Below are 13606 nucleotides of genomic sequence, written 5' to 3' on the forward strand. Positions count from 1 at the left end.
CCCTCATGGCAAGCGGTTGCGCAATGCCGCAACCACGTTGAAGGTTTGATTGCGCACCCGATTGTTCGGGTCGGTGAGGGTCAGGCTCAGGCGCACGCTGCGGATGCGCGCGGGATCGCCAGGGTTGCTGCTGTAGGTTGAGGCTGCGACGTCGGTTGCCGAGCTGGCCAGGCCGAAGGTGACGTTGAAGGCGCTGACATTGTTCACCAGCACTTGCTGCGCCGGATTGCCGCTGCCAGTGCCCATGAGGATCTGGTTATTGCTGAAGCTGTAGATCAGGCGCCGGATCGGGAACGCGATCTGCCCCATGGTCGGGCTGCGCAATCCGCTGTAGGCGACCGCGCTGTTGCGACAGTCGGAAATCACCGTCCAGGTCGGCGTTCCCCCGCCGCTGCCGACATCGGCGGTGACCATGGTCAGCTTGAGATTGGCGTTATCCCAGCTGATCGGGATGAGTTGCGCAGTGTTGAAATCCCCTGCTGAGCTGGAGTCGACGATGGTGCCGAGGCAGCCGAACATGCCGACCATGCGGATTTCCTGAATCATTTTGCTGAGGACGAAGCGCGCATCTTCCTGCATCGCTGCGGCGCTGTTCTGGCTGACGTAGGTGTTTTTTGCGGCGATGAAAATCTGCACCACACCGAGTACGACGATCAACCCCAAAGCCAGGGCAATCAGCAACTCGATCAGGCCGAAACCACGGCTGGCGTACTTCATGGTGTGGCCACCGGATCGACCGCCGCCCGGCTGGTCAGGACGAAACTGCGCTGGGCACTGGCAGAGTTGGCCGCGCGCGCATCGCTCCAGGTAATGGTGATGGTGTAGACCCGCTGATTGAGGGTGATGCTGCCCGTCGCGGTCGGGCCGCCGAAGTTGGCGATGTTGGTGGTGAAATCGTAGAGATCCTGATCCCGCGCATTACTCAGATTGCCCGAGGTCGGTGGCGTGACGGTGTAGTTGGCGCCGGAATTGGCGCGGATGCGATCCATCATGTCATAGGCGATGAAACTGGCCTGACTGGTCATCCGCGAACTGTCGGTGTACTTCAGCGCATTGAGCTGCACCGCCGCTGCGCCCAACAGCCCGACGGTCAGAATCAGCAACGCGACCAGCACTTCGATCAGCGTCATGCCCTCCTGTGCGTTTTTGCTCCCTGCCCTCATCCGCAATTTCCACCCAGTTGAATGCGTCCGTTCAAACACACGTTCAGCGTCCTGCTTTGCGTGCCCAGCGTGTAACCGATGACCACCGCCGTCGACGGTGCCGCCAGACCGCCGAGGTTGTTGAAATCCAGTGCGGTCACTCCTGAGGGTAGCGTCAGAGTCGCGCCACTGCTCATTGCTGGAACAACCCGCAACACATTGGCCGGATTGCCAGTACTGTCGTAGACCGCCAGCTCACCGGTCCACACACTGCCGCCGGCGGTCGGACGCAGACGCGTGGTCACGCCGCGATTGATTGCCTCGAGGCGAGCGAAATTGATTGCCCGCTGCAAGTCGCCGACTTCGGTATCTGCCTTGCTGCTCTGGATCGTACGGGTAAAGGCCGGCACCGCCAGCGTGATCAGTATCAGGAACACCGCAATGGCGACCAGCAACTCGACCAGCGTGAAACCTTTTGTACGAAGATCCATCGGTGCCCTCCGTTGCCGTCGGCTATACCTGCTTTTACACGCTAGAACATTCGCTCGGCACGCGCCGACTGATTTGCCCTGCGCGGCGCACGGATTGCGCTGCTCATACCATTCCACGGAGGGATTTTTCATGCCGCAACACGGTTTCAGCCTGATTGAACTGCTTATGGGACTGGCGATTGGCGCAATTGTTCTGCTGCTGGTCAGCCCGGCGTTCGCCGCGCTCAAGCAAGCGACTCAGCGCGACCACGCAGCGCAGTCGCTGCTCGAGGGCATCCGCCACGCTCGCACCCTGGCTATGACCCACAATCAAAGTGTGGTGATCCATGGCATTGACGGCGACTGGAGTCAGGGTTGGCGAATCATTCTGGATCTTAGCGGCAAGGGGCCGGAGGACAGCAGCAATCCGCTGCTGGTTGAACGCGCCAGTGAGGCGAAGGTGGCGATTGTCGGCAACTGGTGGGTGAGCCGCTACGTGCGGTTCAGTCATCTGGGACAGCCGCTGATGCCGGGACGGCGATTTCAGGCGGGGACAATACACGTCTGCTCGCCGCGCGAGCCGGTCAGCCAGCGGCAGATCGTGCTGGCGGCGACCGGTCGCGTGCGCCTGGGCAGTCAGGAGACCGAACAGGCGCTGTGCGACAAAGGCAGAAGCGTCAGATCGAACGGACGCGCAGCTCTTTCGGCATCGAGAACGTGATGTTCTCCTCACGGCCAGCCAGCTCGTCGGCACCGGTCGCGCCCCAGGCCTGCAATTGCTGGATCACGCCCCGGACCAGCACTTCCGGTGCGGACGCGCCAGCGGTAATGCCAATGCGCTCGACGCCGTCGAACCAGCTCTGTTGCAGGTCCTCGGCACCGTCGATCAGGTACGCCGGAGTCGCCATGCGCTCAGCCAATTCGCGCAGGCGATTGGAGTTGGAGCTGTTCGGGCTGCCGACCACCAGTACCACGTCGCACTCGTCGGCCAGTTGCTTGACGGCGTCCTGGCGGTTTTGTGTGGCGTAGCAGATGTCGTCCTTGCGCGGACCACCGATGGCCGGGAAGCGCGTGCGCAGGGCATCGATCACACGGCTGGTATCGTCCATCGACAAGGTTGTCTGGGTGACGAAGGCGAGTCTTTCCGGATCGCGCACCTGCAATGCGGCCACGTCCTTTTCGTCTTCGACGAGGTAGATCGCGCCGCCGTTGCTGGCATCGTACTGGCCCATGGTGCCTTCAACTTCCGGGTGACCGGCGTGGCCGATCAGGATGCACTCGCGACCGTCGCGGCTGTATTTGGCGACCTCGATGTGCACCTTGGTCACCAGCGGGCAGGTTGCATCGAAGACTTTCAGGCCACGACCTGCAGCTTCGTTGCGCACGGCTTGGGAAACACCGTGGGCGCTGAAGATGACGATCACGTCATCGGGCACCTGATCGAGCTCTTCGACGAAAATCGCGCCACGGCTGCGCAGGTCTTCGACGACGAACTTGTTGTGCACCACTTCATGACGCACATAGATCGGCGGCCCGAAGACCTCCAGGGCGCGGTTGACGATTTCGATCGCCCGGTCCACACCGGCGCAGAAGCCACGGGGGTTGGCGAGTTTGATTTGCATGCTGTGCCTCGTGTCTTGCGCGCGAAAACAATGGAAAACAGACTGTGGAGACCTGCTTGTTGTGGCGAGGGGAATCATCCCCGCTCGGCTGCGTAGCAGTCGCAGACCTTCAACGGACTTATCTCAGAATCCGTTGACTGGTCTGGGGGCGCTTCGCACCCCAGCGGGGATGAATCCCCTCGCCACAGAAGCTCACTCCTGCATTTTTAGATCGCTTTGACGGAAATGATTTCCACGTCAAAGGTCAGCGTCTTGCCGGCCAGCGGGTGGTTGAAGTCGACGGTCACTTGCGTGTCATCGAATTCCTTCACCACACCTGGCAATTCAGTATTGGCCGCATCGTTGAAGATCACCAGCAGACCCGGTGACAACTCCATGTCGTTGAACTGCGAACGCGGGATGGTCTGCACGTTCTGCGGGTTCGGCTGACCGAAAGCGTTTTCCGGCTCGACGGTCAGGGTGCGCTTGTCGCCGGCCTTGAAGCCGAACAGTGCGGCTTCGAAGCCCGGCAGCAGGTTGCCATCGCCGACCTTGAACGTCGCCGGGGCCTTGTCGAAGGTACTGTCGACGGTGTCACCGTTTTCCAGGCGCAAGGCAAAGTGCAGGGTGACTTCGGTGTTCTGGCCGATGCGTTGCTCAGTCGATAGCGGTTCAGTCATGAGCGGCCTCTTCGGTTTTCTTCGATTTGAACATGTCCAGTGCCAGCATGATCGCGCCTACGGTGATCGCGCTGTCGGCAATGTTGAACGCCGGGAAATACCAGCGGTTCTGCCAGTGCACCAGAATGAAGTCGATCACATGGCCCAAGGCGATGCGGTCATACAGGTTGCCCAGCGCACCACCCAGCACCAGTGCCAGGGCGACGGCCAGCCAGGTGTCGTTGCGCCCCAAACGCTTGAGCCAGACCACCAGCACGGCACTGACGGCAATGGCGATCAGCGCAAACAGCCAGCGCTGCCAGCCGGAGCTGTCGGCGAGGAAGCTGAACGCAGCGCCGGTGTTGTAGGCCAGCGTCCAGCTGAACAGATCGGGAATGATCACGATCTGCTGGAACATTTCGAGCCTGGCTTCGAAGTAGAACTTGCTGGCCTGGTCAATGACCAGGACCAGCAGGCTCAACCACAGCCAGCTCAGCCGTCCGAAACGGCCAATGGCATCAGGCATAGTGACGAACCTCGCCAGCACCGCTGATGTTGTCGACGCAACGACCGCAGATTTCCGGATGCTCCGGGTTCACGCCGACGTCTTCGCGGCAATGCCAGCACCGCGCGCATTTCGGGAACGCCGATTTGACGATCTTCAGTTTCAGACCGCTGACTTCGGTGGCCACTGCATCGGCCGGAGCCTGAACGAATGGCGCGACGCTGGCAGTCGAGGTGATCAGGACAAAGCGCAGCTCGTTGCTCAGCTTGGCCAGATCGGCGCTCAGCGCCTCTTCGGCAAACAGCGTCACTTCGGCCTGCAGGTTGCCACCGACGGCTTTCGCCGCACGCTGGATTTCCATCTCTTTGTTGACCGCGACTTTCACTTCCATGATGCGATCCCAGTAGGCGCGACCCAGCTCGAAGCCTTCCGGCAGCTCGGTCAGGCCTTCGTACCAGGTGTTGAGCATGACCGACTCGTTACGCTCGCCCGGCAGGTATTGCCACAGCTCGTCGGCAGTGAAGGCGAGGATCGGCGCGATCCAGCGCACCAGCGCTTCAGAGATGTGGAACAGCGCGGTCTGGCACGAGCGACGGGCCTTGCTGTCGGCACCGGTGGTGTACTGGCGGTCCTTGATGATGTCGAGGTAGAAACCGCCCAGCTCCTGCACGCAGAAGTTGTGGATCTTCGAGTACACGTTCCAGAAACGGTATTCGCCGTAGTGCTCTTGCAACTCGCGTTGCAGCAACAGCGTACGATCCACCGCCCAGCGATCCAGCGCCAGCATGTCTTCGGCCGGCAGCAGGTCGGTGGCCGGGTTGAAACCGGTCAGGTTGGAAAGCAGGAAGCGCGCGGTGTTACGGATACGACGATAGGCATCGGCGCTGCGGGTCAGGATCTGATCCGACACAGCGATTTCGCCAGAGTAGTCGGTCGACGCGACCCAAAGACGCATGATGTCGGCGCCCAGCGTATCGTTGATCTTCTTCGGCTCAATCACGTTTTTCAGCGACTTGGACATCTTGCGGCCGGACTCGTCCACGGTGAAGCCGTGCGTCAGCAGTTCGCGGTACGGCGCGTGGTTGTCGATGGCGCAACCGGTCAGCAACGAGGAGTGGAACCAGCCACGGTGCTGGTCGGAACCTTCCAGGTAGAGGTCGGCACGCGGGCCGCTCTCGTGGCCCATCGGGTGCGAACCGCGCAGAACGTGCCAGTGCGTGGTGCCGGAGTCGAACCAGACGTCGAGGGTGTCGCTGATCTTGTCGTATTGCGGCGCTTCATCGCCCAGCAGTTCGGCGGCGTCGAGTTTGAACCAGGCTTCGATGCCTTCGACTTCAACGCGTTTGGCGACTTCTTCCATCAGCTCGACGGTACGCGGGTGCAGCTCGCCGCTTTCCTTGTTGAGGAAGAACGGGATCGGCACGCCCCAGTTGCGCTGACGCGAGATGCACCAGTCCGGACGGTTGGCGATCATCGAATGCAGACGCGCCTGGCCCCAGGCCGGAACGAACTTGGTGTCTTCGATGGCTTTGAGCGAGCGCACGCGCAGGGTGTCGCCGCTGGTTGGCTCCTTGTCCATGCCGATGAACCACTGCGCAGTAGCGCGGTAGATCAGCGGGGTCTTGTGGCGCCAGCAGTGCATGTAGCTGTGTTCGATGACGGTGGTGTGCATCAGCGCACCGACTTCAGTCAGTTTTTCGACGATAGCCGGGTTGGCCTTCCAGATGAACTGGCCGCCGAAGAATTCCAGCGACGGCACGTATACGCCGTTGCTCTGCACCGGGTTGAGGATGTCATCGTTGACCATGCCGTATTTCTTGCAGGTCACGAAGTCGTCCACGCCGTAAGCGGGGGCGGAGTGAACCACGCCGGTGCCTGCGCCCAGTTCGACGTAGTCAGCCAGGTACACCGGCGACAGACGATCGTAGAACGGGTGACGGAAGTTGATCAGCTCCAGCTCTTTACCGGTGGTGGTGGCGATGACCGAACCTTCCACGCCATAGCGCGCCAGGCAGGCTTCGACCAGCTCTTCAGCCAGCACCAGCAGCTTGTCGCCGATATCGACCAGGGCGTAGTTGAATTCAGGGTGCACGTTCAGCGCCTGGTTGGCCGGGATGGTCCACGGGGTGGTGGTCCAGATCACGATCGCAGCAGGTTTGCTCAGCGACGCGAGACCGAAGGCCGCAGCCAGTTTGGCTTCGTCGGCGATCGGGAACGCAACGTCGATGGTCGAGGACTTCTTGTTCTCGTACTCGACTTCCGCTTCAGCCAAAGCCGAACCGCAATCGAAACACCAGTTCACCGGCTTGAGGCCCTTGAAGACAAAACCACCCTTGACGATTTCGGCGAGGGCGCGGATTTCACCGGCCTCGTTCTTGAAATCCATGGTCTTGTACGGGTTGGCGAAGTCCCCCAGCACGCCGAGACGGATGAACTCGGACTTCTGCCCTTCGATCTGCTCGGTGGCGTAGGCACGGCACAGCTCGCGGGTCTTATCCGCGCCGAGGTTCTTGCCGTGGGTCACTTCCACCTTGTGCTCGATCGGCAGGCCGTGGCAATCCCAGCCCGGGACATACGGCGCATCGAAACCCGACAGGGTTTTCGAGCGGATGATCATGTCCTTGAGAATCTTGTTCAGTGCGTGACCGATGTGGATCGTGCCGTTGGCGTACGGAGGGCCGTCGTGCAGGACGAACTTCGGACGATCCTTGCCAATCTCGCGCAACTTTCCGTACAGGCCAATACTGTCCCAGCGCTGCAGGATCTGCGGTTCGCGCTGTGGCAGGCCGGCCTTCATTGGGAAGGCGGTGTCCGGAAGGTTTAGCGTGGCTTTATAGTCGGTCATTTAAGGCTCTTCATTAGCGATGGGCGCTAGGTGCGGCTAGTGCACGGGCGGTGGCGACATCCGCATTGATCGCCGTTTTCAATGCCTCCAGAGAGGCGAAGCGCTGCTCTTCACGCAGCTTTTGGTGGAAAACCACCGTCAAACGCCGGTCATACAGATCGCCGGCAAAATCTAACAGATGGACCTCGAGGTGGGCTTTGCCATCTCCTTGCACCGTGGGGCGCACGCCGATATTGGCGACGCCGGGCCAGGTCTTGCCGTCGATATCGACATTCACCAGATAGACCCCGGTGAACGGCACGCGACGACGCTTGAGTTGAATGTTGGCAGTGGGCGTGCCCAGTTGCCGGGCCAGTTTCTGCCCATGCAGCACGCGACCGGCGATGCGGTACGGACGGCCGAGCAAGCGTTCGGCCAAGGCAAAATCGGCCGCAGCCAAGGCGTTGCGCACCTGCGTGCTGCTGACGCGAATGCCGTCCAGCTCGACGGTTTGCGCCGCTTCGACGGTGAAACCGTGAACCTGCCCGGCCTGCATCAGAAAATCGAAATCGCCGAGGCGGTCGCAACCGAAACGGAAATCATCACCGACCTCCAGATGCTGCACGCCAAGGCCATCGACCAGAATGGTATCGACGAACTCACTGGCGCTGAGCTTGCTCAGCCGTTGGTTGAAAGCCAGGCACAAGACCCGGTCGACGCCTTCAGCGGCCAGTAACTGCAGCTTGTCGCGCAACCGCGCCAGACGTGCCGGTGCGGTGTCGGGAGCAAAGAACTCCCGCGGCTGCGGCTCGAAAATCACCACGCAGCTGGGTACGCCCAACTCGAGCGCACGCTCACGCAGCCGGGCCAGGATAGCCTGGTGACCACGGTGAACACCGTCAAAGTTGCCAATAGTGGCGACGCAGCCCCGATGCTGGGGGCGCAAGTTGTGGAGGCCTCGAACCAGCTGCATAACGCGCTTCTTGCTCATAAAGTGGTCGATTATAACCACACCCGACGGCCGACGACAGGCAACACCGTAACGCAAAGTGAACGAGCCGACAAAACCGCCGGCCCATGCCTGCTCATGAAGGCTGAAACCTCAGCTCAAGGCCTTGCGATTGAAGTCTCGCAGGCGGAAACCCAGCAACAGCAACATACCGAAATACGCCACCACGCCAGCAACTACCAGCGCGCCCAGACGCAGGAAGCGCTCGAGCATATGCCCCTCATCCCACGCGGGCATGAAATGCATGCCGGCCAGCAACACCGCCGACATCACGGTCACCGCAACGACCAGCTTGAAGCCGAATTTGCCCCAGCCCGGTTGCGGTTGATACATCTTTTGCTTGCGCAGTTGGTAGAACAGCAGCCCGGCGTTCAGGCAAGCACCGGCACTGATCGCCAAGGCAAGGCCGGCGTGGGCCAGCGGCCCGATCAGTGCCAGGTTGAACAACTGCGTGCAGACCAGCGTGAAAATTGCGATTTTCACCGGGGTGCGAATGTTCTGTTGCGCATAAAAGCCCGGCGCCAGCACTTTGATTACGATAATCCCGAGCAGGCCGACCGAATAGGCAATCAGCGCGCGCTGGGTCATCTCGGCATCAAAGCCACTGAACTGACCGTACTGGAACAACGAAACAGTCAGCGGCTCGGCAAGAATCCCCAGTGCCAGCGCGCACGGCAACACCAGCACAAAGCACAGGCGCAGCCCCCAATCGAGGATCCGCGAGTATTCGTGGCGATCCTTGCTGGCGTAGGTCTTGGCCAGCGTTGGCAGAAGAATCGTGCCGAGCGCCACGCCCAATACGCCCGACGGCAATTCCATCAAACGGTCAGCGTAATACATCCACGACACCGAACCTGCGACCAGAAACGAGGCGAAAATGGTGTTGATGATCAATGAAATCTGACTCACCGACACGCCGAGAATCGCCGGCAGCATCTGCTTCATCACCCGCCACACGCCGCTGTCGCGCAGGTTCAGGCGTGGCAGCACGAGCATGCCGATCTTTTTCAGGTGCGGCAGCTGATACAGCAACTGCGCCAGACCGCCTACCAGCACCGCCCAGCCAAGAGCCATGACCGGTGGATCGAAATACGGCGTGAGGAACAGCGAAAACACGATCATGCTGACGTTGAGCAGAGTCGGTACGAAGGCCGGCACCGAGAAGCGGTTCCAGGTATTCAGAATCGCGCCGGCCAGCGACGACAGCGAGATCAGCAATATATAAGGAAAGGTCACCCGCAACAGATCGGAGGTGAGCTGGAATTTTTCCGGGGTATCGGTAAAACCGGGCGCTGTGGCCCAGATCACCCAGGGCGCAGCGATCATGCCCAGCGCCGTCACTACCGCCAACACCAGCGTCAGCAGGCCCGACACATAGGCAATAAAGGTGCGCGTCGCCTCTTCGCCCTGCTGGCTTTTATATTCGGCAAGGATCGGCACGAACGCCTGGGAGAAAGCCCCTTCGGCAAAGATGCGCCGCAGCAGGTTGGGCAGTTTGAAAGCAATAAAGAAGGCATCCGTGGCCATCCCGGCGCCGAATGTCCGCGCGATCAGCGTGTCACGAACAAAACCCAGAATCCGGGAAAGCATCGTGATAGAGCTGACGGCGGCCAACGATTTGAGCAGATTCATTGAGAGAGTTTGTGCCTGTCGATAAACAGCAGGCGAACAATGCGCCTACTTGTGCGATACTCCGCGCCGCAACAGCACAGAGCCAAAGCTCGCGAGTTTACAGGTCAAGCGCCGGAAATAAATATCCCGCCTCTTTATACCTACCACTTAGCGGAACGATTCAAGTGCCCTTGACAAGACAAGTCTTCATCGGCATGATTCGCGGCCTATTTTGTTTGCTATTTCCTAAAAAGTCTTTCGAGGAGCTCGACGGTGGCCAACTCACCTTCCGCCAAAAAACGTGCAAAACAGGCTGAGAAGCGTCGCAGCCACAACGCCAGCCTGCGTTCCATGGTTCGTACCTACATCAAGAATGTAGTTAAGGCCATCGACGCAAAAGACGCTGAAAAAGCTCAAGCTGCATACGTTCTGGCTGTGCCAGTTATCGACCGTATGGCCGATAAAGGCATCATCCACAAGAACAAGGCTGCTCGTCATAAGAGCCGTCTGAATGGCCACGTCAAAGCGCTGAAAGAAGCCGCTTAATCGACGTAGTCATTAAAAAACCGACCTCAGGGTCGGTTTTTTATTGCCTGTGATTTAACAAGCTACAGGCAAAAAAACTGTGGGAGCGAGCCCGCTTGCGAATGCGATCTGCCAGTTGATATTTCTATCGACCGACATGACCTCTTCGCGAGCAGGCTCGCCCCCACAGTTCGGATTGGTGGCGCTTATTGCTGGACCGGCACCCACGGCAGGATCGGGATGGCCGTGACCGCATTCTGCGGACTACCCTCGATCAAGCGATCGCTGTAGACCAGATACACCAGCGTGTTGCGCTTCTTGTCGAGGAAACGCACCACCTGCATGGTCTTGAACACCAGCGAGGTGCGCTCCTTGAACACCTCGTCGCCGTCCTTCAACTCACCCTTGAACTTGATCGGCCCGACCTGACGACAGGCAATCGAGGCTTCGGCGCGATCCTCCGCCAGACCCAGACCACCCTTCACTCCGCCGGTCTTGGCGCGAGACAGGTAGCAGGTCACGCCCTCGACTTTCGGATCGTCGAAGGCCTCGACCACGATCCGGTCATTCGGCCCGACAAACTTGAACACCGTCGACACCTGACCGATTTCCTCGGCCGAGACCAGCAATGGCATGGCCATCAGCAGGCCCAACAATCCTTTCGCTACACGCATCGAATTTTCCTTAGACCAGAATCAGGTTGTCACGGTGAACCAGTTCCGGCTCCGCCATGTAACCGAGCAAACCGACAATCGCATCCGACGACTGACCGATGATTTTTTGCGCTTCCAGAGCGCTGTAATTGGCCAGACCCCGAGCGATCTCCCGACCGTCCGGCGCCACACAGACGACCATCTCACCGCGACGGAAACTGCCTTGAACCAGTTTCACCCCCACCGGCAGCAGACTTTTGTTGCCCTTGGACAACGCCGACACCGCCCCCTCATCCAGCACCAGAGTGCCACGGGTTTGCAGATGACCGGCCAGCCACTGCTTGCGCGCCGCAAGCATGCCACGCTCCGGCGATAGCAGCGTGCCGATGCGCTCGCCCGCCTTGAGACGATCAAGCACACGCTCAAGCCGCCCGCCAACGATGATGGTGTGCGCACCGGAACGCGCTGCCAGGCGTGCCGCACGCAACTTGGTCTGCATGCCGCCACGCCCCAGCGCACCGCCGGTACCACCTGCAACCGCATCGAGCGTCGGATCATCGGCGCGCGCTTCATAAATCAGCTGCGCATCGGGATTGTTGCGCGGATCGGCGTCGAACATGCCGTCGCGATCAGTGAGGATCACCAGCAGATCGGCCTCGACCAGATTGGCCACCAGCGCCGCCAGCGTGTCGTTGTCGCCGAAACGGATTTCATCGGTGACCACAGTGTCGTTTTCGTTGATCACCGGAATGACTTTCAGCTCGACCAGTGCACGCAAGGTGCTTCGGGCATTGAGGTAGCGCTTGCGGTCGGACAGGTCGTCGTGGGTCAGGAGAATCTGTGCAGTGTGCCGGCCATGCTCGGCGAAGCTCGACTCCCACGCCTGCACCAACCCCATCTGACCGATTGCAGCGGCCGCCTGGAGCTCGTGCATGGCACTGGGTCGTGCGGTCCAGCCCAAGCGACTCATGCCGGCCGCTACCGCCCCGGAGGACACCAGCACCAGCTCGACGCCCGCCTCATGCAGCGCCACCATCTGCTCGACCCAGACACTCATTGCCGCGCGATCCAGCCCTTTGCCGTCAGCTGTCAGCAAAGCGCTGCCGATCTTCACGACCCAACGCTGCGCACCTGTCACCTTGCTCCGCATCATCTTCAACCTTAGCTTGAGGGCAGCGCGACCTGGCACTGCCCGTGACGTTAATCGTGGCGATTGCTGACCAACGATCGATTTCCGGATACTAAAACGCCGCTCGATTGAGCGGCGTTCAAGTTTATCGCAACGGATCAGTCACGCACGTAAATGATTTCCGGACCGTCTTCGTCATCCACATCTTCTTCGTCCCAGTCATCGTCGCCGATGTCATGGACCGACTTCACGCCACTGCGACGCAGGGCACGCTTGTCGTCCAGCGCCTGCAACTGCGCACGGGCTTCGTCTTCGATGCGCTGATCGAGATCGGCCAGCTCTTCCTTGTACGCAGGGTCTGCGGCGAGGCGATCGGCACGGTCTTCCATGTAACGCATGATGTCGTGGCACAGACGCTCGGTACCGATCTTGGCGATGGCCGAGATCACGTACACCGGACCAGTCCATTCCAGGCGATCGACGATTTCCTTGACGCGAGCATCGTGCTCTTCTTCAAGGATCTGATCGCACTTGTTCAGCACCAGCCAGCGATCACGCTCGGCCAGCGACGGGCTGAACTTGATCAGCTCGTTGACGATCACTTCAGCTGCGTCCGGAGCACTGGAATCATCCAGCGGCGCCATGTCGACGAGGTGCAGCAGCAGACGCGTACGCGCCAGGTGCTTGAGGAAGCGAATACCCAGGCCGGCACCATCGGAAGCGCCTTCGATCAAGCCCGGAATGTCGGCAATGACGAAGCTTTTCCAGCGATCGACGCTGACCACACCCAGGTTCGGCACCAGTGTGGTGAACGGGTAGTCGGCGACTTTCGGCTTGGCGGCCGAGACCGAACGGATAAAGGTACTTTTACCGGCGTTCGGCAAGCCCAGCAGACCGACGTCGGCCAGCACTTTCATTTCCAGTTTCAGGTCACGCTGCTCGCCCGGCTTGCCTGGCGTAGTCTGACGCGGCGCACGGTTGGTACTGGATTTGAAACGGGTGTTACCCAGACCGTGCCAGCCGCCCTGCACTACCATCAGTTTCTGACCAGCCTTGGTCAGGTCGCCGATGACTTCCTGGGTGGCGGAGTCGATCACGGTAGTGCCGACCGGCACGCGCAGGATCAGGTCTTCGCCCTTCTTGCCGGTGCAGTCGGTGCTGCCACCGTTGGAGCCACGCTCGGCATCGAAGTGACGGGTGTAACGGTAGTCGACCAGGGTATTGAGGTTTTCGTCGGCCATCATGTAGATGGAACCGCCGTCACCGCCATCACCGCCGTTCGGGCCGCCGTTTTCAATGAATTTTTCCCGGCGGAAACTCATGGCACCGTTGCCACCGTCACCGGCCTTTACGCGAATCGATACTTCATCAACAAACTTCATAACCAACGCCTCTCGCCGTACGGACGAGCCGAAAAACAATCAAGACATAAGACTCTTGCAAAAATGAGCGCAGCGACCCCAAGACACGACCTGCAT

The 13606-nt window shown here is 60.2% G+C and carries 14 protein-coding genes; 2 read left to right on the top strand and 12 right to left on the bottom strand.

Annotation, left to right across the window (positions count from 1 at the left end; all coding sequences use genetic code 11):
- Positions 1-3 precede the first annotated feature (3 nt).
- Genes AB4O45_RS09025 through AB4O45_RS09035 form a run of 3 tightly spaced genes read right to left on the bottom strand, consistent with a single transcriptional unit; the run spans position 4 to position 1633 of the window.
- Positions 4-717, bottom strand: coding sequence for a PilW family protein (locus tag AB4O45_RS09025; RefSeq protein WP_460161324.1), 714 nt, complete (start codon positions 715-717; stop codon positions 4-6).
- The gene (gene pilV / locus AB4O45_RS09030) at positions 714-1163 is read right to left on the bottom strand and encodes a type IV pilus modification protein PilV (protein ID WP_024014356.1); all 450 of its coding nucleotides are present in this window, start codon (positions 1161-1163) and stop codon (positions 714-716) included. Before pilV ends, AB4O45_RS09025 begins: the two co-directional genes overlap by 4 nt.
- Positions 1160-1633 (bottom strand): GspH/FimT family pseudopilin, encoded by a 474-nt coding sequence (locus tag AB4O45_RS09035; RefSeq protein ID WP_041477800.1) that lies wholly within the window; start codon positions 1631-1633, stop codon positions 1160-1162. The genes pilV and AB4O45_RS09035 overlap by 4 nt, the downstream gene beginning before the upstream one ends.
- A gap of 130 nt (positions 1634-1763) precedes the next feature.
- Between AB4O45_RS09035 and AB4O45_RS09040 the strand changes: the two genes are divergently transcribed.
- The gene (locus AB4O45_RS09040) at positions 1764-2333 is read left to right on the top strand and encodes a GspH/FimT family pseudopilin (protein ID WP_095181845.1); all 570 of its coding nucleotides are present in this window, start codon (positions 1764-1766) and stop codon (positions 2331-2333) included.
- Here the strand turns inward: AB4O45_RS09040 and ispH are convergent.
- The 6 genes from ispH to murJ form a co-directional block, all read right to left on the bottom strand.
- On the bottom strand, positions 2290-3234 hold the full coding sequence (gene ispH / locus AB4O45_RS09045) for a 4-hydroxy-3-methylbut-2-enyl diphosphate reductase (RefSeq protein ID WP_016773129.1): 945 nt from the start codon (positions 3232-3234) through the stop codon (positions 2290-2292). The two genes, AB4O45_RS09040 and ispH, sit on opposite strands and share 44 nt — an antisense overlap.
- Before the next feature lie 206 nt (positions 3235-3440).
- The gene (gene fkpB, locus AB4O45_RS09050) at positions 3441-3893 is read right to left on the bottom strand and encodes an FKBP-type peptidyl-prolyl cis-trans isomerase (protein WP_122698534.1); all 453 of its coding nucleotides are present in this window, start codon (positions 3891-3893) and stop codon (positions 3441-3443) included.
- Entirely contained in the window at positions 3886-4398 is a 513-nt protein-coding gene (lspA, locus tag AB4O45_RS09055) for a signal peptidase II (RefSeq protein ID WP_150742253.1), read from the bottom strand. The genes fkpB and lspA overlap by 8 nt, the downstream gene beginning before the upstream one ends.
- Positions 4391-7222 (bottom strand): isoleucine--tRNA ligase, encoded by a 2832-nt coding sequence (ileS, locus tag AB4O45_RS09060; protein WP_056790497.1) that lies wholly within the window; start codon positions 7220-7222, stop codon positions 4391-4393. The genes lspA and ileS overlap by 8 nt, the downstream gene beginning before the upstream one ends.
- A 13-nt stretch (positions 7223-7235) precedes the next feature.
- Positions 7236-8174, bottom strand: coding sequence for a bifunctional riboflavin kinase/FAD synthetase (ribF, locus tag AB4O45_RS09065; protein ID WP_016773125.1), 939 nt, complete (start codon positions 8172-8174; stop codon positions 7236-7238).
- A 129-nt stretch (positions 8175-8303) separates the two neighbouring features.
- Positions 8304-9842, bottom strand: coding sequence for a murein biosynthesis integral membrane protein MurJ (gene murJ, locus AB4O45_RS09070; RefSeq protein WP_016773124.1), 1539 nt, complete (start codon positions 9840-9842; stop codon positions 8304-8306).
- Positions 9843-10094: 252 nt separating this feature from the next.
- Between murJ and rpsT the strand changes: the two genes are divergently transcribed.
- A complete protein-coding gene (gene rpsT, locus AB4O45_RS09075; RefSeq protein WP_003228351.1) occupies positions 10095-10367 on the top strand; it encodes a 30S ribosomal protein S20 in 273 nt (90 codons plus the stop codon).
- 185 nt (positions 10368-10552) lie between these two features.
- Here the strand turns inward: rpsT and AB4O45_RS09080 are convergent, their stop codons facing one another.
- The 3 genes from AB4O45_RS09080 to cgtA all read right to left on the bottom strand — a co-directional run bounded on the left by AB4O45_RS09080 (position 10553) and on the right by cgtA (position 13510).
- On the bottom strand, positions 10553-11020 hold the full coding sequence (locus AB4O45_RS09080) for a CreA family protein (RefSeq protein ID WP_041477794.1): 468 nt from the start codon (positions 11018-11020) through the stop codon (positions 10553-10555).
- 10 nt (positions 11021-11030) lie between these two features.
- The gene (gene proB / locus AB4O45_RS09085) at positions 11031-12149 is read right to left on the bottom strand and encodes a glutamate 5-kinase (protein WP_039761700.1); all 1119 of its coding nucleotides are present in this window, start codon (positions 12147-12149) and stop codon (positions 11031-11033) included.
- A gap of 137 nt (positions 12150-12286) precedes the next feature.
- Positions 12287-13510: an Obg family GTPase CgtA gene (cgtA, locus tag AB4O45_RS09090; protein WP_016773122.1), complete on the bottom strand. Its 1224-nt coding sequence runs from the start codon at positions 13508-13510 to the stop codon at positions 12287-12289.
- Positions 13511-13606: the final 96 nt, after the last annotated feature.

This window comes from Pseudomonas sp. S2_B10 (assembly GCF_054668425.1).

Excerpts from the sequence above, each read along its gene's own strand:
- ileS (WP_056790497.1), bottom strand. The coding sequence starts at position 7,222 with ATGACCGACTATAAAGCCACGCTAAACCTTCCGGACACCGCCTTCCCA.
- fkpB (WP_122698534.1), bottom strand. The coding sequence starts at position 3,893 with ATGACTGAACCGCTATCGACTGAGCAACGCATCGGCCAGAACACCGAA.
- AB4O45_RS09080 (WP_041477794.1), bottom strand. The coding sequence starts at position 11,020 with ATGCGTGTAGCGAAAGGATTGTTGGGCCTGCTGATGGCCATGCCATTG.
- AB4O45_RS09035 (WP_041477800.1), bottom strand. The coding sequence starts at position 1,633 with ATGGATCTTCGTACAAAAGGTTTCACGCTGGTCGAGTTGCTGGTCGCC.
- cgtA (WP_016773122.1), bottom strand. The coding sequence starts at position 13,510 with ATGAAGTTTGTTGATGAAGTATCGATTCGCGTAAAGGCCGGTGACGGT.
- AB4O45_RS09025 (WP_460161324.1), bottom strand. The coding sequence starts at position 717 with ATGAAGTACGCCAGCCGTGGTTTCGGCCTGATCGAGTTGCTGATTGCC.
- proB (WP_039761700.1), bottom strand. The coding sequence starts at position 12,149 with ATGCGGAGCAAGGTGACAGGTGCGCAGCGTTGGGTCGTGAAGATCGGC.
- ispH (WP_016773129.1), bottom strand. The coding sequence starts at position 3,234 with ATGCAAATCAAACTCGCCAACCCCCGTGGCTTCTGCGCCGGTGTGGAC.
- murJ (WP_016773124.1), bottom strand. The coding sequence starts at position 9,842 with ATGAATCTGCTCAAATCGTTGGCCGCCGTCAGCTCTATCACGATGCTT.
- lspA (WP_150742253.1), bottom strand. The coding sequence starts at position 4,398 with ATGCCTGATGCCATTGGCCGTTTCGGACGGCTGAGCTGGCTGTGGTTG.
- pilV (WP_024014356.1), bottom strand. The coding sequence starts at position 1,163 with ATGAGGGCAGGGAGCAAAAACGCACAGGAGGGCATGACGCTGATCGAA.
- ribF (WP_016773125.1), bottom strand. The coding sequence starts at position 8,174 with ATGCAGCTGGTTCGAGGCCTCCACAACTTGCGCCCCCAGCATCGGGGC.
- AB4O45_RS09040 (WP_095181845.1), top strand. The coding sequence starts at position 1,764 with ATGCCGCAACACGGTTTCAGCCTGATTGAACTGCTTATGGGACTGGCG.